This window comes from Pseudomonas sp. X10 (genome assembly GCF_054889225.1).
The window spans coordinates 614,571-635,928 of record NZ_CM142677.1; the positions used below are offsets into that span (position 1 = coordinate 614,571).

At 55.9% G+C, this 21,358-nt stretch carries 12 protein-coding genes and 1 pseudogene; 11 read left to right on the forward strand and 2 right to left on the reverse strand.

The genetic code is table 11. The annotated features are described in order from the left end of the window. Position 1 precedes the first annotated feature (1 nt). From rplQ to bfr, 3 genes are all read left to right on the forward strand, one after another. On the forward strand, positions 2 to 388 hold the full coding sequence (gene rplQ, locus ACYU03_RS02905; RefSeq protein ID WP_461888018.1) for a 50S ribosomal protein L17: 387 nt from the start codon (positions 2 to 4) through the stop codon (positions 386 to 388). A gap of 172 nt (positions 389 to 560) precedes the next feature. Further along, positions 561 to 2,003: a catalase gene (locus ACYU03_RS02910; protein WP_461888019.1), complete on the forward strand. Its 1,443-nt coding sequence runs from the start codon at positions 561 to 563 to the stop codon at positions 2,001 to 2,003. Between the two features lie 155 nt (positions 2,004 to 2,158). After that, positions 2,159 to 2,623: a bacterioferritin gene (gene bfr / locus ACYU03_RS02915; RefSeq protein WP_461888020.1), complete on the forward strand. Its 465-nt coding sequence runs from the start codon at positions 2,159 to 2,161 to the stop codon at positions 2,621 to 2,623. A gap of 133 nt (positions 2,624 to 2,756) precedes the next feature. Here bfr and uvrA read toward each other — a convergent pair whose 3' ends face one another. Next, the gene (gene uvrA / locus ACYU03_RS02920) at positions 2,757 to 5,591 is read right to left on the reverse strand and encodes an excinuclease ABC subunit UvrA (RefSeq protein ID WP_461888021.1); all 2,835 of its coding nucleotides are present in this window, start codon (positions 5,589 to 5,591) and stop codon (positions 2,757 to 2,759) included. 129 nt (positions 5,592 to 5,720) lie between these two features. Here uvrA and ACYU03_RS02925 point away from each other — a divergent pair, with 129 nt between their 5' ends. From ACYU03_RS02925 to ACYU03_RS02950, 6 genes are all read left to right on the forward strand, one after another. Continuing rightward, complete coding sequence (locus ACYU03_RS02925) at positions 5,721 to 7,115, forward strand: MFS transporter (RefSeq protein WP_461888022.1); 1,395 nt, start codon at positions 5,721 to 5,723, stop codon at positions 7,113 to 7,115. Between the two features lie 9 nt (positions 7,116 to 7,124). Next, complete coding sequence (locus ACYU03_RS02930) at positions 7,125 to 7,646, forward strand: single-stranded DNA-binding protein (RefSeq protein WP_461888023.1); 522 nt, start codon at positions 7,125 to 7,127, stop codon at positions 7,644 to 7,646. Between the two features lie 158 nt (positions 7,647 to 7,804). After that, the gene (locus ACYU03_RS02935; protein WP_461888024.1) at positions 7,805 to 9,055 is read left to right on the forward strand and encodes a tyrosine-type recombinase/integrase; all 1,251 of its coding nucleotides are present in this window, start codon (positions 7,805 to 7,807) and stop codon (positions 9,053 to 9,055) included. Positions 9,056 to 9,059: 4 nt separating this feature from the next. Further along, entirely contained in the window at positions 9,060 to 10,586 is a 1,527-nt protein-coding gene (locus tag ACYU03_RS02940) for a site-specific integrase (protein WP_461888025.1), read from the forward strand. Then, positions 10,576 to 12,630 carry an integrase gene (locus ACYU03_RS02945; protein ID WP_461888026.1) on the forward strand — a complete coding sequence of 685 codons (2,055 nt, stop codon included), beginning with the start codon at positions 10,576 to 10,578 and terminating at the stop codon, positions 12,628 to 12,630. Before ACYU03_RS02940 ends, ACYU03_RS02945 begins: the two co-directional genes overlap by 11 nt. Further along, positions 12,611 to 13,018, forward strand: a complete 408-nt coding sequence (locus tag ACYU03_RS02950; protein ID WP_461888027.1) for a hypothetical protein — start codon at positions 12,611 to 12,613, stop codon at positions 13,016 to 13,018. The genes ACYU03_RS02945 and ACYU03_RS02950 overlap by 20 nt, the downstream gene beginning before the upstream one ends. Before the next feature lie 579 nt (positions 13,019 to 13,597). Here the strand turns inward: ACYU03_RS02950 and ACYU03_RS02955 are convergent. Continuing rightward, positions 13,598 to 14,457 (reverse strand): annotated as a pseudogene (locus tag ACYU03_RS02955) (transposase). A gap of 449 nt (positions 14,458 to 14,906) precedes the next feature. On the opposite strand from ACYU03_RS02955, the gene ACYU03_RS02960 reads away from it, so the two are divergent. Further along, on the forward strand, positions 14,907 to 19,772 hold the full coding sequence (locus ACYU03_RS02960) for an AAA domain-containing protein (RefSeq protein WP_461888028.1): 4,866 nt from the start codon (positions 14,907 to 14,909) through the stop codon (positions 19,770 to 19,772). Next, positions 19,765 to 21,339 carry a hypothetical protein gene (locus tag ACYU03_RS02965; RefSeq protein WP_461888029.1) on the forward strand — a complete coding sequence of 525 codons (1,575 nt, stop codon included), beginning with the start codon at positions 19,765 to 19,767 and terminating at the stop codon, positions 21,337 to 21,339. Before ACYU03_RS02960 ends, ACYU03_RS02965 begins: the two co-directional genes overlap by 8 nt. Positions 21,340 to 21,358 lie beyond the last annotated feature (19 nt).

Here is a 21,358-nt window from a genome sequence, read left to right on the forward strand (position 1 = left end):
CATGCGTCATCGTAAAAGTGGACGTCACCTGAGCCGTACCAGCTCTCACCGCAAGGCCATGTTCCAGAACATGGCGGTGTCGCTGTTCGAGCACGAGCTGATCAAAACTACCCTGCCAAAAGCCAAGGAACTGCGCCGCGTTGCCGAGCCGCTGATCACCCTGGCCAAGGAAGACAGCGTAGCCAATCGTCGCCTGGCTTTCGACCGTACCCGTTCGAAAGCTGCCGTTGGTAAGCTGTTCAATGACCTGGGCAAGCGCTACGCCACCCGTCAGGGCGGCTACCTGCGCATCCTGAAGTGCGGTTTCCGCGCTGGCGACAACGCGCCTATGGCGTATGTCGAGCTGGTTGATCGTCCAGTCGGCGGCGCTGTAGAAGCTGCTGAGTAAGACGAACTGTCTGCTACAAGAAACCGGGCCTCGAGCCCGGTTTTTTGTATCTGGAAGAATTGAGATTCTCTATTGATCTCAGTCATGCAATGAATTTGTTGTTGTCATATTTCCAGTCAATACTCCTTATCAAGCCGGACAGCCGGCAGATCCAGCCTGATAAGGAGAGCCCATGAGCAAGACACTGACTACCGCTAGCGGTGCACCCGTCGCCGATAACCAGAACTCGCGTTCGGCAGGTCCACGAGGTCCGTTGCTGCTGGAAGACTTCCACCTGATAGAAAAGCTCGCGCATTTCAACCGCGAGAACATTCCTGAGCGCCGTGTCCATGCCAAGGGCTCGGGGGCCTACGGTACCTTCACCGTTATCCGTGATATCACCCAATACACCAGCGCCAAACTGTTCGAGCAGGTTGGCAAGCAGACCGAGACTTTCCTGCGATTCTCCACCGTAGGTGGCGAGCGTGGTTCGGCTGATACCGAGCGGGACCCCCGCGGTTTTGCCCTCAAGTTCTACACCGAGGAAGGTAACTGGGACATTGTTGGCAACAACACTCCAGTGTTCTTCATTCGCGACCCGCTGAAATTCCCCGACTTCATCCACACCCAGAAGCGTTTGCCGCAAAGCAACCTGAAGAGTGCGCAGATGATGTGGGACTTCTGGTCGCACTCCCCTGAGGCGTTGCACCAGGTCACTATCCTGTTCTCTGACCGCGGCATCCCGGATGGCTATCGGCACATGCACGGCTTTGGCAGCCACACTTACAGCTTGATCAATGCCAAGGGCGAGCGCACCTGGGTCAAGTGGCACTTCAAGACGAAGCAGGGCATCAAGAACCTGGCACCGGCTGAAGCTGCACGCCTGGCCGGTACCGATCCAGACTACGCCCAGCGTGACCTGTTCGAGGCCATCGAGCGTGGCGACTTCCCTAAATGGGCTGTGTGCATCCAGGTCATGAGCGAGGCTGAGGCCGCGTCGCGTACGGAGAACCCCTTCGACGTGACCAAGACATGGTCGCAGAAGGAATACCCGCTGATCGAGGTGGGTGAACTGGAGCTGAACCGTAACCCACTGAACTACTTCGCTGAGGTCGAACAAGCTGCGTTTGGCCCAAGCAACATGGTTCCGGGCGTCGGCCTGTCGCCGGACCGCATGTTGCAAGGGCGTGTATTCGCTTACGCAGACGCGCATCGCTACCGGGTAGGTACCAATCACCAGCAGTTGCCGGTGAATGCGCCACGCAGTCCGGTAAACACTTACCAGCGTGACGGTGCCATGGCCTTTGGCAGTAACGGGGGCGCTGCGCCGAACTACGAGCCCAACAGCTACAGCGACGCGCCGAAGCAGTCACCACGTCATGCCGAGCCAGCACTTGCTCTGAATGGTGCGGCAGACCGCTACGACCACCGTGAGGATACGGATTACTACAGTCATGCCGGCGCGCTTTTCCGCCTGATGAATGCCGAGCAGAAGGCACTGCTGATCAGCAACATTGCTGGAGCCATGGCGGGTGTCAGCGATGATGTGGTGCAGCGTCAGTTGCAGCATTTCTTCAAGGCCGACCCGGCCTATGGCGAAGGTGTTGCCAAGGCCTTGGGCGTGAATCTGGCCTAAGTCGAAGTGATAAGAAGAACCGCCCTCATTTGGGCGGTTTTTCAATGAATATCACTACCGTTTGCCGACTTTTTTCAGGGTTTTTGCGCAGTTTTCAGTGACCTCCCAGTAATCCTGGTTCACACTATGGCTTTCACACAGGGAGAAGCAGGGCGATGCAAGGTCACCCGGACGTAATCGACTACCTCAACACGTTGCTGACGGGCGAACTGGCGGCGCGCGACCAATATTTCATCCATTCGCGGATGTACGAAGACTGGGGCTTGTCCAAGCTCTATGAACGTATCAACCATGAGATGGAGGAAGAGACTCAGCACGCCGATGCCCTGATGCGCCGTATCCTAATGCTCGAAGGCACGCCACGCATGCGTCCTGACGACTTAGACATCGGTACCACTGTGCCGGACATGATCGCCGCTGACCTGCGTCTGGAATACAAGGTGCGCGCCGCATTGTGCAAGGGCATTGAACTGTGCGAGCTGCACAAGGACTACATCAGCCGCGACATCCTGCGCGTACAACTGGCCGATACCGAGGAAGACCACACCTACTGGCTTGAAAAGCAGCAGGGGCTGATCAAATCGTTGGGCCTGGAGAACTACCTGCAGTCGCAGATGTAACGGAATCCCGGAGCCCCTGTTCTTGTGGGGCGGGCTTGCCTGCGATGGCGCTGGATTGGACGACGCTGTTGTCTAATCAGGGGCTATCGCAGGCAAGCCCGCTGCCACAGGGGCAGGGGCTTTTTCATTCCCTTCAGGCCCGGTCCCGCTCCAGCAGGGGCATGAGGTAGTGGCCGGTGTGGGACTGTTTCATCTTGACCAGTTCTTCCGGCGTGCCGCAGGCGATGATCTGGCCGCCTTTGGATCCCCCTTCCGGCCCCAGGTCGACCAACCAGTCCGCGGTCTTGATCACATCCAGGTTGTGCTCGATCACCACCACGGTATTGCCGTGGTCGCGCAGGCGGTGCAATACGTCGAGCAACTGCTGGATATCCGCGAAGTGCAGGCCGGTAGTCGGCTCGTCGAGGATGTACAGGGTCTTGCCGGTATCCCGTTTGGACAGCTCGCGGGACAACTTGACCCGCTGTGCCTCACCACCGGACAGAGTGGTCGCCGACTGGCCCAGTTTGATATAGGACAGTCCCACATCCATCAGCGTCTGCAGCTTGCGCGCCAGTGCCGGCACCGCGTCGAAGAAGTTGCGGGCGTCCTCGATGGTCATCTCCAGGACCTCGTGGATGTTCTTGCCCTTGTACTTGATCTCCAGGGTTTCGCGGTTGTAGCGCTTGCTCTTGCACACGTCGCACGGGACATAGATGTCCGGCAGGAAGTGCATCTCCACCTTGATTAGGCCATCGCCCTGACAGGCCTCGCAGCGGCCGCCCTTGACGTTGAACGAGAAGCGCCCTGGGCCGTAGCCGCGCGAGCGTGACTCCGGCACGCCGGCGAACAGCTCGCGGATCGGCGTGAAGATGCCGGTGTAGGTCGCAGGGTTGGAGCGTGGCGTGCGGCCGATCGGGCTCTGGTCGATATCGACCACCTTGTCCAAGTGCTGCAGGCCATCGATGCTGCCGTGCGGCGCCGCCTCCAGGCTGGTGGCGCCGTTGAGGGCGGTTGCGGCCAGCGGGAACAGGGTGTTGTTGATCAGGGTCGATTTGCCCGACCCCGAGACACCGGTGACGCAGGTCAGCAGGCCGATCGGCAGCTCCAGGTCGACATTCTGCAGGTTGTTGCCGCGGGCGCCCTTGAGCTTGAGCGACAGCTTCTTGTTGCGTGGGGTGCGTTTGGCCGGCACGACGATCTTCTTGCGTCCGGACAGGTACTTTCCGGTCAGCGAGTCGGGGTGCGCCATGACCTCCTGCGGCGTCCCTTCTGCAACGATCTGGCCGCCATGTACGCCAGCGCCGGGGCCGATATCCACCACGTAGTCGGCCAGGCGGATGGCGTCCTCGTCGTGCTCGACGACAATCACCGTGTTGCCCAGGTCGCGCAGGTGGTTGAGGGTGGCCAGCAAACGGTCGTTGTCGCGTTGGTGCAGGCCGATGGAGGGCTCGTCAAGGATGTACATCACCCCGACCAGGCCTGCGCCGATCTGGCTGGCCAGGCGGATGCGCTGGGCCTCGCCGCCGGAGAGGGTGTCAGCGCTGCGATCCAGGGTCAGGTAGTCGAGGCCGACGTTGACCAGGAACTGCAGGCGTTCGCAGATCTCCTTGAGGATCTTGGCGGCGATCTCGCCGCGGCGCCCGGTCAGGGTCAGGCCGCTGAAGTAATTGCTGGCATCGCCGATCGGCAAGTTGGTGACGGCCGGCAAGGTCTTCTCGCCCACCCACACGTGGCGCGCTTCGCGACGCAGGCGGGTGCCACGGCAGTCCGGGCAAGGCTGGGTGCCGAGGAACTTGGCCAGTTCCTCGCGCACGGTGGCCGACTCGGTCTCGCGGTAGCGCCGCTCCAGGTTCGGCACGATGCCCTCGAACGGGTGCGAGCGCTTGACGATGTCGCCACGGTCGTTGAGGTATTTGAAATCGACGCTCTGCTTGCCGCTGCCGTGCAGGATGACCTTCTGCTGCTCAGCTGACAGCTCTCCGAACGGTATTTCGAGGCTGAAGCCGTAGTGCGCAGCCAGTGAGCCGAGCATCTGGAAGTAATAGACGTTACGTCTGTCCCAGCCGCGGATCGCTCCTTCTGCTAGGGTCAGCTCGCTGTTGACCAGGCGCTTGGTGTCGAAGAACTGCTTGACCCCGAGGCCGTCACAGGTTGGGCAGGCGCCAGCGGGGTTGTTGAAGGAGAACAGCTTCGGCTCCAGCTCGCTGATGGCATGACCGCAGACCGGGCAGGCGAAGCGGGCGGAGAAGATCACCTCTTCGTCGGGCTCATCGTCCATCGGTGCCACCAAGGCGATGCCGTCGGCCAGCTTCAAGGCGGTTTCGAAGGACTCTGCCAGGCGTTGCTGCAGGTCAGCACGAACCTTGAAGCGGTCTACCACTACATCGATGCTGTGCTTCTTTTGCTTGTCCAGCTTGGGCAGCTCGTCCAGTTCGAACAGCTTGCCGTTGATCCGAGCGCGGACGAAGCCTTGGGCGCGCAGTTCCTCGAACACCGCCAGGTGCTCACCCTTGCGTTCGCGCACCACGGGCGCCAGCAGCATCAGCTTGCTGCCCTCGGGCTGGGCCAGCACCAGGTCGACCATCTGGCTGACGGTCTGTGCCTCCAATGGGATGTCGTGGTCCGGGCAGCGTGGGGTTCCGACCCGGGCGTAGAGAAGACGCAGGTAGTCGTAGATCTCAGTGATGGTGCCGACCGTCGAGCGTGGGTTGTGCGAGGTCGACTTCTGCTCGATGGAAATGGCCGGTGACAGGCCTTCGATCGTGTCGACGTCGGGTTTTTCCATCATCGACAGGAACTGCCGGGCATAGGCCGACAGGGATTCCACATAACGGCGCTGGCCCTCGGCATACAGGGTGTCGAACGCCAGGGACGACTTGCCGGAACCGGAAAGGCCGGTGATCACGATCAACTTGTCCCGCGGCAGGGTCAGGTCGATGTTCTTCAGGTTGTGGGTGCGCGCCCCACGAATCAGGATCTTGTCCACTGCGGCCTCGCTTGGCGGGCATAAACAAGGAAGTATACGGCGCGCTGCCATTACGCGGCAAAGCGTCGCGTATATGCCGTTAAGCGATGGGACTGATAGAATCCCCGCCGGTTCACACGAGGTTAATCCATGCACGATACCCACAACGAACGCATGAGTGGCAGCGAAACCCGCGCCGCAGGCGGCCTGGCCCTGGTCTTTGCTTTTCGTATGCTGGGCATGTTCATGGTCCTGCCGGTGCTGGCCACCTATGGCATGGACCTGGCAGGCGCGACCCCCGCGCTGATCGGCCTGGCCATTGGTGCCTATGGCCTGACCCAGGCCGTGCTGCAGATTCCGTTCGGTGTGATTTCCGACCGCATCGGGCGTCGTCCGGTGATCTACCTGGGCTTGGTGATCTTCGCCCTCGGCAGTGTGTTGGCGGCCCAGGCCGACTCAATCTGGGGAGTGATCGCCGGACGCATCTTGCAAGGTGCCGGGGCTATCTCGGCGGCGGTCATGGCCTTGCTGTCGGACCTGACCCGCGAGCAACACCGGACCAAGGCCATGGCCATGATCGGCATGAGCATTGGCTTGTCGTTCGCTGTCGCCATGGTGGTCGGTCCTCTGCTGACCCGTGCCTTCGGGTTATCCGGTCTGTTCCTCGCCACCGCGGGCCTGGCCTTGGTCGGCATCGCCCTGATCGCCTTTGTCGTGCCCAGCGGCCACAGTACCCTGTTGCACCGCGAGTCTGGCGTGGCACGTCAGGCGCTCGGCCCGACCCTGCGTCACCCGGATCTGCTGCGCCTGGACACTGGCATCTTCGTTCTGCACGCCATCCTCATGGCCAGTTTCGTTGCCCTGCCGCTGGCCTTCGTCGAGCGCGGCGGGCTGCCGAAGGAAGAACACTGGTGGGTCTACCTGACCGCTTTGCTCATCTCATTCTTTGCAATGGTTCCGTTTATCATCTACGGCGAAAAAAAGCGCAAGATGAAACGCGTCCTGCTTGGCGCGGTCAGTGTGTTGATGCTCACCGAGGTGTTCTTCTGGCAATGGGCTGACAACTTGCGCGGACTGGTGATCGGCACCGTGATATTCTTTACTGCCTTCAACCTGCTGGAGGCATCCTTGCCTTCGCTGGTCAGCAAGGTGTCGCCCGCCGGCGGCAAGGGGACGGCAATGGGGGTGTATTCCACCAGCCAGTTCCTCGGCGCCGCGCTGGGAGGAATCATCGGCGGCTGGTTGTTCCAGCACGGTGGCCTGGGCACGGTGTTCCTGGGGTGTGCAGGGTTGTGTGCGTTGTGGCTGGTCGTTGCGCTGAGCATGCGCGAGCCGCCCTACGTGACCAGCCTGCGCATGCCGCTGTCACCGGAAGCGGTTCGGGAGTCCGGACTGACCGAACGCCTCATGGCTGTGCCGGGTGTGACCGACGCCGTGGTGGTGGCCGATGAAGCCGCCATCTACATCAAACTGGATACGAAAATTTTGGACCGTGCGACCCTGGAGCGTTTGGTGAATCCGACCTCTGCGGCGTGCGAAGCCTAGGAGAACGTTATGGCCCGTGGGGTTAACAAAGTCATTCTGGTCGGTACCTGCGGTCAGGATCCCGAAGTCCGCTACCTGCCCAACGGTAACGCCGTGACCAACCTGAGCCTGGCAACCAGCGAGCAGTGGACCGACAAGCAGACTGGCCAGAAGGTCGAGCGTACCGAATGGCACCGTGTGGCCATGTTCGGCAAGGTCGCCGAGATCGCTGGTGAATACCTGCGTAAAGGTTCGCAGGTCTACATCGAGGGCAAGCTGCAGACCCGCGAGTGGGAAAAGGACGGCATCAAGCGCTACACCACCGAGATCATCGTCGACATGCAGGGTACCATGCAGCTGCTCGGCGGCCGTCCGCAGAACCAGCAAGGCGGTGGTGACCAGTACAACCAGGGTGGCCAACAGCAGTACAACCAGGCGCCACGCCAACAGGCTCCGCGTCCACAGCAGGCGCCACAGCGTCCTGCCCCGCAGCAGCCGGCTCCACAGCCAGCGGCTGACTTCGATAGCTTTGATGACGATATTCCGTTCTAGCGAACACCTGAGACTATGATGTAAAGTTTCTGCCTGAAAGCCCCTGTTTAGGGGCTTTTTTTATAGTTTGCGCTGTCAAGTTTCGCGTTGTGGTTTCCCGGTTTTCAAGATTGTGTACTACCTTGAGAAATGTAAAGTTTTCATGGGTGGTAATCCTGATGACCTCATTGGTGATAAAACACATCCAATTCCGCCATGGCGAGCGGCACAAATTGCTGGTCAGTGCTCAGACGGGCATTCCTCTGTATTACCCCTCACTCTTTATCACGACCCATGTCCGTGCTGGCGGTTTCTCCGTTTCTACAGTTCAAGCGGCGCTTGAAGCAGTCAAAGTACTGTATGCCTGGCAAGCATTCCAAGGTATTGATCTCGAAGCGTTGTTTTCGACAGGGCGGTTACTCCAGCGCGAGGAAATTACTTCTTTGGTCGCGTTTAGTGCGCGACTGTTAAGAAAAGAGCGCCGGCAACAAACTGCGAAGGTGCTCACCCTGAAGCTTAACGCCGGTAGGACCGTCGCTCGTAATACGTGTAACGTCAGTGCGCAGACCCAATTTACGCGGATCAGCACTATTTCAAAATACCTGGGCTTTCTGGCTGAAACATTACGTGTTGGGCGTGTTAGCAGTGCGGCGCAGAGTCAGGTGAGTGCGATGGTTGAACGTCTAAACGCCTGCCGGCCTAAAGTAAGAAACATCACAGCAGTCGATCGGGATGAGAAGGGGCTGGACCTCGATATAGTAGATCAGGTGCTGGAGTGTCTCTTGCCAGAGCACCCGCAGAATCCCTTTTCCGATAAGGGTGTTCAACAACGCAATCATTTAATCATAACGCTGCTTCGCTACTTGGGTATCAGGCGCGGCGAACTACTTAATTTGCGGGTAGAGGACGTGGATTTCAGTAAGGCTGTGATCAAGGTCGTTAGACGCGCGGACAGTCCGCTGGACAGCCGCCGACATCAACCGTTGGTCAAGACCGCACAGCGTAACATTCCAATAAATGACGCACTACAAAAGACGCTGAGTGACTATATTCTCCATTGCAGAGCCAACTTTCGCCAGGCTAGAAAACACCCTTATTTGTTTGTTGCGCACAAGGCGGGCCCGAGCCAGGGTAATCCGTTATCGAATAGCAGTTTTGGCAAGATTATGGCTACTATTCAAGGGGTCGCAAACGGTTTCGAAGTAATTCATGCGCATGCATTTAGGCATACTTGGAACTATACGTTTTCGAAAATCATTGATGAGGCGGCAAGCGTGACGCCTGAACAGGAGCAAAAAATACGTGCCTATTTGATGGGGTGGTCAGAAACTTCCGATACGGTCAATACGTACAATAAGCGTCATATCAAAGAGAAGGCCGCCAAGGCGGCATTGGAGTATCAGGGGGCGCTTAAAATTAGAAGGGATTAGTCCGGTGATCAATAGTCATTCAGGAATAGATGCTCAGCAAGTATTCCGGTCTCGCGATGGGTGGGAGTTTAATGCGTGTGGCCGTACTTGGCGACTTAATAAAAATACCACCGTTTGCTTGGGGTGGGTAGACAATTTAGCGATAGATATTAAGAATTCATTTTTAGCTACGTTGAGATTTTACTCTATTTATAGTTCGGCAGCACATGCTCGCAATATATCTGATCGAGCAAAGCGTTTTTTCGAATTCACAAGGGGTAAGCTAGATACTAGTTCTCTACTGGCTTATAGGGCAAGCTTGGATGCTTCAAAGGAGCATTATCTGGGCGGGCTGAAAGGTTTTTTTATTACCTGGTATGAGCAAGGCCATCCAGGAATAAGTGAAGAGTTTTTTAAAACGCTAAATGCCTGGGTTTTAAAAGGTAATGAGGTGGGGCGCGCGGTGTTACAGATGGATAGCCTGAAGGGGCCATTGACTGACATCGAAATGCAAGGCGTACTCGATGGCGTGATTGCCTGTTATTCGAAAAGTCGGCTACCGCTAGAGGAGTTTTCATTAATCCTGACGCTAGTGCATACGGGTAGACGGCCGGTACAGATGGTCGCTCTAAAAATTAAGGATCTACTGTTAGCCGAAAAAAATGGCATCGCTGCCTACTCGATCAATTTCCCACGGGCAAAGCAGCGGCATGCCCCGTGGCGTTCGACTTTTAACACATGTGCAATCGATGAAGATTTGTGGTTAATTCTAAAATTACAGGCTGTAGAAACGGTAAAACGGCTGCAAGACATTGTTGGTTTTTCTCTTTCAGATTCCGTGATCAAGGAGGTTCCATTATTTGCCGATTTTGGTGATCTGTCACAAGGGATAAGTGAGAAAGCGCTACTGAGACTCTTGCAGTTTGACTACCTCCATGCCTCTGCGAACGTATGTGGGACCGCATTAGCCAGGTTTTCGGAAATCCATTGCGTACTTTCGGAAAGAACAGGTGAACCATTAAGCCTATCTCCGCGGCGCTTCAGATCTACACTCGGGACCAATGTGGCCCGCCAAGGTTACGGTGTTTCAATTGTGGCTGAAGTACTTGATCATTCAAATATCCGCAGTGCCGGCTACTATATAAAAAGCCTTTCGGATATTGTGGCGCGAATTGACAAAGCGGTTGCGCAGCAACTGGCGCCATTGGCTCAAGCCTTTCAAGGGGTTCTGGTGACAACGGAAAAGGAGGCTGTTCGAGGGGGCGACGCTAGCAGCCGTATTTCAAATGGGCGCGTGAATGTTGGCACATGCGGGAACTATGGCTTTTGTGGGGCATTAGCCCCGATTGCCTGCTATACCTGCATACACTTCCAACCGTGGGTGGATGGGCCTCATGAAGAAGTCTTGGATGAGCTCCTCGCCGGCAGTGACCGCGTATGGGAGGTAACAAAGGACGTCAAAATTGCTTCGGTCAATGCCCGGCTGATACTAGCGGTCACAGAAGTAGTCCAGCGGTGCGCGCAGGCTAAGAGGGCAACCTATGATGGCTGAGATATTCAAGTTCACGCCAAACGAAAGTGTTGGGGCGCAAGCGAATGTCCAGGCGTTTATTGCTCGGTGCCGCAAAGACTTAGACGTATTGGCTCCGGAGATTGAGTGGGACAGTAATTTCTGGAGGGGGGAGGTGGGCTTCACAAAGGCCGGCGTTAATGCCCGGAAGGTTGAGGCCGAAAACCTGCTGGATCAGGATATCATTCCTTTTGCTAAGGCCTATGTGGCTTATCAGAAAGCACATAATCCATGCGTGCGTGCCACTGCACGAAGGATTATGGCCATTCGCTGTATCGAACCGGCGTTGTTGAAGGTTAAGAAAGTCGCTGATATTTCTCTAGTGGACCCTATTGTTTTGGATCAAGCCGCGGCAGTGGCGCGTGAGTATTACCCGTCTACCGCTTATCAAGCGAGTTCGGAGCTGAACCGGCTCGTAGGATTTTTGCTTGAGCATAAGCTGGTGGAGAAAGCGTTTTATTGGCGGTGTGCCATCCCGGTCTCCAGCAAAATGGGAAGGCTGGATCGTGCGGGGAAAAAAGCAAGTCAAGAAAAAATGCCGCCTGAGCATGTACTGAACTACATGGCAGAAATGTTTTCGAACAACCCGCAGAGTTCCGCCGATAAATATGTGGTGTCGCTTTTCGCGCTGTTGATGTGCGCGCCCTCACGCATTTCGGAAGTTCACGATCTGCCATTGGATTGTTTGCATTATGAAACGGATCATAACGGATCAGAAAAATTGGGTCTGCGCTTTTTTTCAGCCAAGGGCTTTGGTCCTACTATTAAGTGGGTTTCCACGGCGTTCAAGGATGTTGCCGTAAAAGCGGTTGGTCGCATCAAAGAGTTGACGGATGAGGGCCGGCGTGCTGCCAAGTGGTATGAAGATAATATGGACAAATTTTATCGGCACGCAGCTTGTCCATTGGTGGATGAAGACGATCTACTGACCCCAGTGCAGATCTGTGATGCACTAGGGATTGAATATGCTGGGTCTGCCGGTCGAGCTCGGAAAGTTCTTAAAAACCCAGGCAGTCCCATCAGGGCATTTCTTGAGGGGAACAGTATAAGTCTGGACGAAGTTACGCTCGCGGTGCTCAATAAATATGCACACTCGCGATTGCCTAAGGGTTTCCCATGGAAGAACCAAAAGCGGCAATTGAAATGGTCTGATAGTCTTTTCTGCATGAGAGTCAATGAGCTGCATCATCAACGCGGTGTGTCTCCGATCATTGTCTGGGGACCGGGCAGTAGCAGTATCAGCAGTGCGCTGTCCATTACCAGTGGCATTCGAGAGATGCAGACAGTGTGGGATCGGAACGGGTATAAAAACCCGGACGGTAGCCGGGTGAGTTTGACGACCCATCAAGTGCGCCATTTTTTGAATACCGCGGCGCAGCGCGGCGACCTTGGACAGTTTGATATCGCTCGCTGGTCAGGGCGCGCTAAAGTGTCTCAGAACAATACCTACAACCATATGACCGACGACGAGTATCAAGAGAAAATTGGCAGCTTTTTGGCGCTCAAGTCATTGGCTGGTCCGTTAGAGAAAATCAACACCAATTCGCCGGTCACTCTGGCCGACTTAGGCGCCACTGGCGATGTTATGGCGCATGTAACCGAGTTTGGCTTCTGTGTACATGATTACTCGATGCTGCCGTGTCAGAAGCACAGAGACTGTTTGAACTGTACCGAGCAGGTGTGTATTAAAGGCGATGAGGAAAAATTTGCGCGGCTTAAGCTTCAGCGAGAGGCTATTTTCTTACAGCTTGCTCAAGCGGAACATGCTCTGGCGGAAGGCTACTATGGCGCTGACCGGTGGACAGTTCACCAGAAACAGACCTTAGATCGAGCGGATCAACTAATCGCGCTGCTACAGTCTGATGACCTCGCGCCGGGAGCCATTGTCAGGTTGAGGTGTGATCAGGAGTTTAGCCCGCTGAAGCGAGAGTTAGCGACAAAGAGTCCGCAACCCAAGCTTTCGGAAAGTGTGAGGGGCGAGACACCTTACTCGATAGGAGAAGACCATGGCAAAACACCTGACTGAGACAGATATCGAAAAGATCCTTCACACGCTGGATGGCTGGCAGGGGCGGCTCACATGGGAAACCTTGTGTGATTCACTGCTTCCGCTGATTGGCACGCGTCCAACGCGCCAAACACTGAGTGCCTATGTGAAAATTCAAGAGGCGTTCCAGCATAAGAAAGGCAGAGGCAACGTCCTGAATGATAAAGCCAAGGTACCACCTTCACTCACAGTGGCGGCTCAGCGCATCAAGCGTCTGGGGGAGGAAAACGCGAGGCTTAGACATGAAAATGAATGCCTGCTGGAGCAGTTCGTCATTTGGCAATACAACGCATACTGCCACGGCCTTACTAACCTGCAGTTGGCCGCACCACTTCCAAAGGTCAGGAGGGGCTCCTCAGAGGGCTAGCGAATGGGCGTCAGGCCTAGGCTTAGTATTGCTCGGAAGACGTGCTGTTAGTGATTGTCAAAAGCGACCCTGCAGCAACCCTTTTTTCAAATCGAGAGGCAGCATCGCACCAGACCATCTGGTTGCATTCTACCGGATAGCTATTTCCTTATGACCCCACCAGTTGGCAGCCTGCGTTGCTACGTAAGATCTACCCACGTATTGATTAGTCAATCGCCATGAAATTTCATTAGGGGCGCGATTTTCTTTCCGCTGCCGATTGCCGAACGTGCTCTAAAACGTTCTCATACAGCTTGGGCGGTTTCTGCCGGTGGCTACCGGCAGCTACGGGTTTGAACCATCCTTCTGTTGTCGTGGCAAAGCCCCAGCAAAGGCAAGCACCTATCCAGGTCGGGCTGTTTGAGCTACCATTTATCCCGTAGCCCTTGAGGCACCTGCAAATCCCGGCCATTGGTCGGGATTTTGCCTTTGTGTGGTAGGGTCAGTTTCGAAGCCTGATCGTGAACCAGGAAGTGGTGTAACTCATTATGGCTATAGCCAATAAGTTTGCCGTTTAGTTGATCACCGCCCGCAGCTGACCTATGGATTATCGCTGACGGCCTCAAGGCCCTCCAACTGCATATAGCGCCGTTGCAGACACAATTCGTCGTTCTGCTTCAGCAGCGTCGCCCTCGAGCCGTTTGATTGCAGGGGTGTTAGGGAGGTGCCCACCACGTTGATGCGACGTTTGGTCTCCGCGTTGATCTGCTCGAGTGGATTGGTGCTGTTCAACCGCCGTCGGTGCGCTTAGGGAAACGCCATGTGTGCTGGGACTCCGTCCTCATTGCCGTCCATAAGCGTAGCTATCTTCGGATACTTTTCGCGCAGTTGGTCAGCAACCAGGCGCCACTGCTGGTGGCATTCGGTACGGCTGTCTTGAGCGAAGAACTTGCGTAGCAGCGACGCTACTACAGCGCGCTAGCCGAAATCGGCCATGGCATTGCGCATCAAAAGCACGTGGCAGCATACTAGGTCCGATGGGAGAGCTCGGAAATTGCCTCTTTGAGCCTTCGTGGGCGCCGGAGATGACTTGCTAACACCTCACAGGCCACTTCGCCTAAGGCTTCGCACGAACTATGTCCAGAACGGCTCTGGTTCTGAACGGCCAACGCGCATGCCCAAAACTTCCCTTTCCACCATCGGTGTTCATGGCGACAGCGATGATTACTGCGACCGAGACGATACGCCCGGCCTCCCGCGCCTTGACGTAAGTGGCATTGATCCACAGGTAAGGCCAATCGCCTACTCGGTCAGCGCTTATGACATCGAGGCTGGCGCCGCCCAGGCCTTCGACATCGAACTCCATCATGCGCTGGGAAACGAACAGGATCATTTGTTTGAGTAGATCTGCGTCTGCCTTTCTCAACCAGCTCAGTCAATGCAATAGTGGGCTTGGTCATCGTGATCTCTCCGATGGAGGTTAAGTCTGCAAACTCAACGTTAGCTAAAAACCACGATGATCATCCTCTTTCGCCCGTAGGGAGCCTTCGCTTGGTTCAGTTACACCACTTTCCGGGAGACGATCCGAAGCCTACCTAACATTATAAAAAATTTACCGTTTATAAATCAGTAAGTTATTAAATTCTGCTACTTTTCAGAACTATCTGGCTAGGTAGCGAGTGGCTTGTAATTCGGAAAAGGCGGGATTTATACGCAAATTCCTTCTGCTTGAGCCGCTGTCAAGTAGATTTCTGTTGCGTTCTGTTGGGTCGGCTGGTTTTGATTCAGACTTAAATGTCTTCCGATGTGTGATGGCGCAGCTCGTGGGCGTGGTGGCACAATGCGAGCATTGAGCGAGTCTTCACGGGTCGATGGCTGACGAGTAAATCAGGATAGGGAGGTCTCACATTTGCGTATCAATTTTCTCAGCCCTAGAGGTGTTCTTGAGGTCGAGCATGCCGCCTTGCGCGAGCTTGAAGCGAAGCTACCCCGGGAATGGGGGGCCTATGCAGCATTTCGGTTAGTAACGCGAGGTTCCAAGCAACCACTCGATATCGATTTGCTGTTACTGTCAACCAATAGGATTCTGGTAGTTGAGTTGAAAAACTGGTCCGGCGACATTACGTATTCGTCCGGTCAGTGGTTTCATCGCGGGGCTCCCATGCCTTCGCCTGTCGATACAACAGATAACAAAGCTCGTGCTTTGAAGCAGTTTATTCAGGAGAAGATCCCTTCCCTGAAGGTGCCTTTCATTGAGTCGCTGGTAGTTCTTTGTCATCCTAAATGCCGGTTGATTAGCTTTCCGGACGAACAGCGGCGCTTCGTAACAACGCTGCCCGAGTTCGTGCATACGGCCTCCGACAGGGCACGCTACGAGACGCGCTTCCCCGACATACCCGCTAAATGGAACTATCGCTCCGTAAACCCCTTGCCCAACCGTCAGCAGTACAACACCATTTTTTCTAATTCCAACCCGTCGGTGCTCAGACGTCGCACCGTGCTACATGGCTTTGAGCAGACTGAGGATCAGGCGGACTACGTACATCCGCGCAATATCTGGTCAGAGTTCCTCGCCGAGCACCAAGAGAACCGAAGTTCAAAAGCGCTGCTGCGAAAGTGGAATTTCGAAGAGCTTGCCACTGGCGGAACGTCCACCATCGAACGTCAGACAATCGGCCTTCGTGAGCTACGCTTGAACGAGGCGCTCCGTGTCCAAGCTCCCGGGCTCCATGAAGACTTGCTAGAACCGATCGGTTCAGCGACGGCTGACGACATCACTACCAACTTCGTCGAAGCGTATCGACTTCCCACGGGTATTGAACGTCTCTCCGAGCACTTAGAGCGCAACAGCAACAAGAGCGAGCAAGACCGACGCTTACTGGCAAAAAGTATTCTTGCACGCTTCTCGAAACTACACGCACTGGGGATTGCTCATCGTGACATCACTAAACGTACGTTGTGGGTGCTCGAACCGTCACGTGTGATTCTGTCTACATTTGCCGCCGCGCGGGTGCCCCAGGCACAGACCGTAGGCGTTCATCGTATCGAGCTAGAAACCGGGTCCATCGAACTGCCGGAAGATGAAGGCGTCGCCGCACAGGCTCGCTCAATTGATCCCTTCGCTCGCGACGTATTCCTGCTCGGGGTTCTGGTCTACGAGATGCTGGAGAGCCATGTGTTAGAACGGCTCAACAACGTACCGGTCTATGACGATGCAGTCACACTCGTCGTCCCTGCTCTGGCGCCGTGGTACGCCAAAGCCATGGACCTAGACCCTAAAACGCGCTACCGCAATGCTTCCGAGGCGCTCGACGCGTTGAACGACTGTTTGTCGGTTGATGCTGGACCAGACGTCTGCGCTGAGGATTTTGAGGGCTACGAGACCGACGCTAGTCTAATAACTCTCCCCATCAAGCATACTATTTCGACTAATCCGACCAAGATGGTTTACGAGTCTGAGCAGAGCGGTGAGCGTGTACTAGTGAAGTGCTGGCCACAACTCAAGTACGACCCGAAATATCTAGCGCGCAATCTACGACTGCTCGCCTTCCTCCAGCAAGCTAGGTCTATGCGACAGTCAGGGTTCGATGCAGCCCCTGAAATCTTGGATTTCGGCTTGAGCATGTTTGGTTTGATGCTGGTAACCCGATGGGCAGAAGGTCAGACGCTAACCGATTGGCTGTCAAACAACCCAGACGGGCGGCACCGTGCCCTCGTCGCGCATGCAGTGCTCAATTCCGTGCAGCGTCTTCACGTCTTGGGGCTGTCCCACGGCGATGTGAAAGCGGATAACATCATCGTATCGCAGACGACGGAGGCACAACTGCCGCAGGTCGTGCTGGTAGACATCCCAGACCTAAGCGCTGATGGAGATGAAGGGGTAACGGTTGGTACGGTGCCTCCGTCTCTGGAGTGCGCATCCCCGCTTCACCGTGACGCGTTTGCTGTATGCACGCTTGTACTGACACTGTTGCCTGAGGATTTCGCGGCCACGCGAAGCGACGTGAGTCGGGCCATTGAGCTGGTAGACACACTGCCGCCGCTGGACTTGCTGGCCGAGACGCTGCAGGACGAGCTTTACCCAAAACAGCGTTCAATCTCGACGTTCAAGGCAACCTTAAAGCGCCGCGGTCGTAGTGGTTCTTCGTCTTTGGATCTGGTTTCCAACAATGGTGAATACTCGGTGCGCGCTACCCGGCATACTGAGACTGGACACGTTCGATTTAGCGTCGTCGGGGTGCGGCAAGAGCTCTACATCAAATACGACCCAAAAGAGGACGCTGTGCTTGGCTCCGCAGTTAAGGATGTCGACCATATCGATTTCGTCAGCGCGCACCGCAGTAAGGCCTTCTCTCTGAACGGAGAAATTCATGTCACCTTTGCGGAGGAGGCAGACGTCACTGCACTCGCTGGTTTGCTTTACGAACTCTACCGCGCGAATGTGCTGGATGAGTTGGAAAGCAATGAAGCGACCATGGCACTTAGTGCCGACCCCTACGCCCGCCAGTCTGGGGGCTCGCCCTCGCAAAGAGTATCGGCAACAGCGCTCTGGACCGCACTATCCGACACCGATGAGATGAACGTCACGAAGATTACGGTGCGGCAAGGTGCGAAATTCTCTTCGGATAGCGAGGAGTGGGTCATCCCTTTCGACTGCGAGGCGGGTGTACTCGATTTCTCGGAGGGCGAAGGCATCGAATTGATGGAGCGCGGCGTGGACGCAGTCGACGGCAGTGACCGATGGTTTACTGTCGGCTGGGTCTCACCCGACCTCGGCCGCGACGTGATGCGCGTGCGCTCCAAAAAGATGCGCTTCTCGCCGAAGGCAGGAGACATTTTGCACGTCCGCGGTACCTTCGAAAAGGCGGCGTCTGAGCGGCGGGTTGCAGCGATGAAGCGGGTGCTTGCGGGCGGAGGCCTCATTCCTTCGCTTGTTGATTACTTCGATCCGGACACCGAGCGAATGCCGAAGTGCCAAGTCGCGATTGACCTAGGTGACCTCAGCAACTACGAACTGAACCCCTCCCAGGAGGAGGCATTGCGGACCGCTCTATCCTATGGACCAATTTCACTGCTCCAGGGTCCGCCAGGAACAGGGAAGACCAAATTCATTGCGTCGTTTGTTCACCTGCTGCTGTCGCAAGGACTGGCACATAACATTTTGCTGGTCAGTCAATCACATGAGGCGGTGAACAATGCCATGGACAAGGTTGCTGGTTCGCTGCGTGCGTCGGGCATGGATGTGCCTATGGTGCGCGTCGGCCTTCAGTCAATGGTGTCGCCCGGACTCCGTAACGTCCAAGAGGATTCGCTACGTCAGCGCTACCGTGAGAGCTTCGACGCGGAAATCACGGATCGTGTGCGAGCCGCGGGCGTGGCTATGGGGCTTCCAGAAGGCTACGTGCGCTCCGCAACGAAGCTTCACATCACACTGGGTCCGATGCTCCAAAGCATTGATCGCCTCATACACACGATAGACGAGGCAGATAGTAAGGACCCTTCTGCTAAGGAGCATTTGCGACGGCTCAGGCAGGTGTTCGTCGAGGTCGCGGAGCGTCAGTTCGGCATTCACGCATCGACCGGAAATGACGCGGCAGGTTTGCGTGACTTAATAGACCAAAAACTTGAATCGTTGGCTCAACAGCACGGTTCACCGAGTCCGGCTAAATGCGCTCGGTTGGAGCAGATCGCTCGTCTATCGACGGAATTTTCCCAGGTGCTACGTAGCCCACGCTCCAACTACACCGCTTTCCTCGCCCGCAGCTCCAGCATTGTGGCAGGCACCTGTGTAGGTGTTGGCAAGCAGGCACTGGGCATCACGGAGGTTCCTTACGACTGGGTCATTGTCGACGAGGCCGCACGGGCATCGCCGATGGAACTAGTTGTTGCGATGCAAGCGGGAAAGCGAGTGCTACTGGTGGGTGATCACCTACAACTGCCGCCGTCGTATCCCCGCGCCGTTGAGGATCAAGCGTCTGCCCTATTGGGAATGCAGCGAAAGGAGTTCCGACGGATGAACAATTTCCAACGTGCATTCTCATCGAATTACGGCCAGTTTGTGGGAAGAACATTACGTGTGCAATACCGTATGGCGGAGCACATCAACCGACTCGTGTCGCACTGTTTCTACGCGGATGCACTAGAGGTCGGACGTGCACCTCCAGGAGCAGAGTACGAGAAACTGCCCAAATTTCTCGATTCGCAGGTAGTGTGGGTAGATACCCAAGATCAGGGCCGAGAGGCCTTCCACCGTCCGGCTGGTACCCATGAAGGTGCGCTCGTGAACGAGCAGGAAGCCTTGGCTGTAGTGGAAGTGGTTCGAGCAATCCTAACCTCAGCTGGGTTTTTAGAGGCGATCCAAGTGCAGGAAGGTGACCATGAGCCCATCATTGGAGTCATCGCCATGTACTCCGATCAGCGCGACATGATCCGGGATAAGCTCGAGCAAGCTGAATGGGCATCCGGACTTCGTCACTGCTTCTCAGTTGGTACTGTTGACAGCTACCAGGGCAAGGAGAACCGTATCATCGTGCTTTCGATTGTGCGCAACGACACCAGCGAGAACATTGGTTTTTTAAGTGATCCAGAGCGCATCAACGTTGCCATGTCTCGAGCAAAGGATCGGCTTGTGATCGTTTCCTCCTCGGCGATGTGGCGTTCCCGGGTGGAAACGCCGATGAAACGCGTGCTCGACGAAGTCGAACGCCTCGCAGAGAAAAAACTGGCCACGTTTGTACCTGCCAAGGAACTTAAGCGGAGCCTGTCGAATGCGTGAGCGTTTTAATACCGTCGCAGTAGCGATTCCGGCGCAGCTTTTCAACGTGCGCTGTCATGTCTCAATCGACCGCCAGGTTCCCGTTATGACGGACTTCGCAGTGCGCTTACTGCACTTGAGCGGTCCTCTGGAGGTTGGCGCGCTCCGTGAATATTTTGGCCTCTCCGCGAGCGAGGTACGAAATCTGCTTGAACTCTTGCGAGAAGAAGGTCTCGTTGGCGAGACCAATGGACGCATCTCACTAACTTCCTATGCTGAATCGCGCTTCGCGGGTTCATCAGAAGGGATGCCGCGATTCACGAGGATCGCTGAGCGGCAAAGCCGACCCGTCTTCGAGCTATTGAGTTACACGCCACTCCCCAAGGCGCTATCGAGTAGCTACTGGGATAACGCCTTGGAGCTAAATTGGAACACGGACGACCCCACGGCAGGCAAGACAATTGATAGAGCAGAAGCCGCGTTTCACAAGCATTTCCTCGATATAGAACGCTTCGAACAGGAAGATGAAAATAAGCGAGCTTACGCTTGTTACAAAGTGGATGAAATCCGTGCTGGGCGCCCGTTCAGCGTCCCCCTTCCCGTCCACTTCGAAGTAGACGTCGAGGGCAATGTCGCGTTTGAGATCGACACGCAGCTCGAACTTCTGCCGGAGTCGCTACGCTCACAGGTGCGGACCCTAACATCCGACCGGATCGCCGCCCTCTCGACCCGGACCAACCACCTGCGCACTTTCATCGAACTCTTCGACGATGAACTGCTCTCGCGATATTTGCTGACGACGCAGGCCAGTGGGGAGAGGACCGCGTTGATTAAACCCGACGGGCGCATCGGCCTACGTAAAGACCCAGTGATCGACTTCGGGCGGTATGTACGCGATGTGCATGGCCTGGCGAACGGCGAAATATACGATGCTGGCAATAGCCAAGCGCTTCTTGGTGCCCCCTATATGCCTAAATGCCAGTCGCGTTTTTTGAATGGCCTGAAAAAGGCCCTCGCTGCATCCAACCGGGCTACGAAGATTGAGCGGCCAGCGGCTATCTTCTGGGCAATCCCGGATTCTGATCTATGGGGGCGCACTAGCCTGGTTCGCGATCTTATCAACGGCATCCAGGCTGCACTTAAGGAGAGTTTAGGTACAACTCTGGAAGTCGTTGCTATTGCACCCTGCCGCCAAGAGGAACATAGGGATCGCCTGGTAAAGCGCGCACGTCATCTGCTCGATGCAGGTTTCAGTCGCGTATTTCTAGGCCCATACCAACCCAAGCAGGAGTGTTTCGAAGTTTTATTGATCCCAGGCATCTTCGGCGCGGCGACGTACCAGTGGGTAGTGCCAAGCGCAGACCGGTACAACGTGCCCTTAGGATTTGTGAGCCAGTCCGATGCAAAGCTGCAGAAGATGGTTGAGTTTGTTCAGGTTGTCTTGACGTCGTCGCTCTATGGGTCAGGTCGGAGAAACGGCAGCACGCCTGAAGGCCGCGGGTTCTGGTTCAACGACGCAGATGTGAGCGATTTTTCTCTTCTTGATCACTCTGTCACTACACCACGAGACCCAAATGAATTTATGTAGCAATAGTATCCATGGCTTC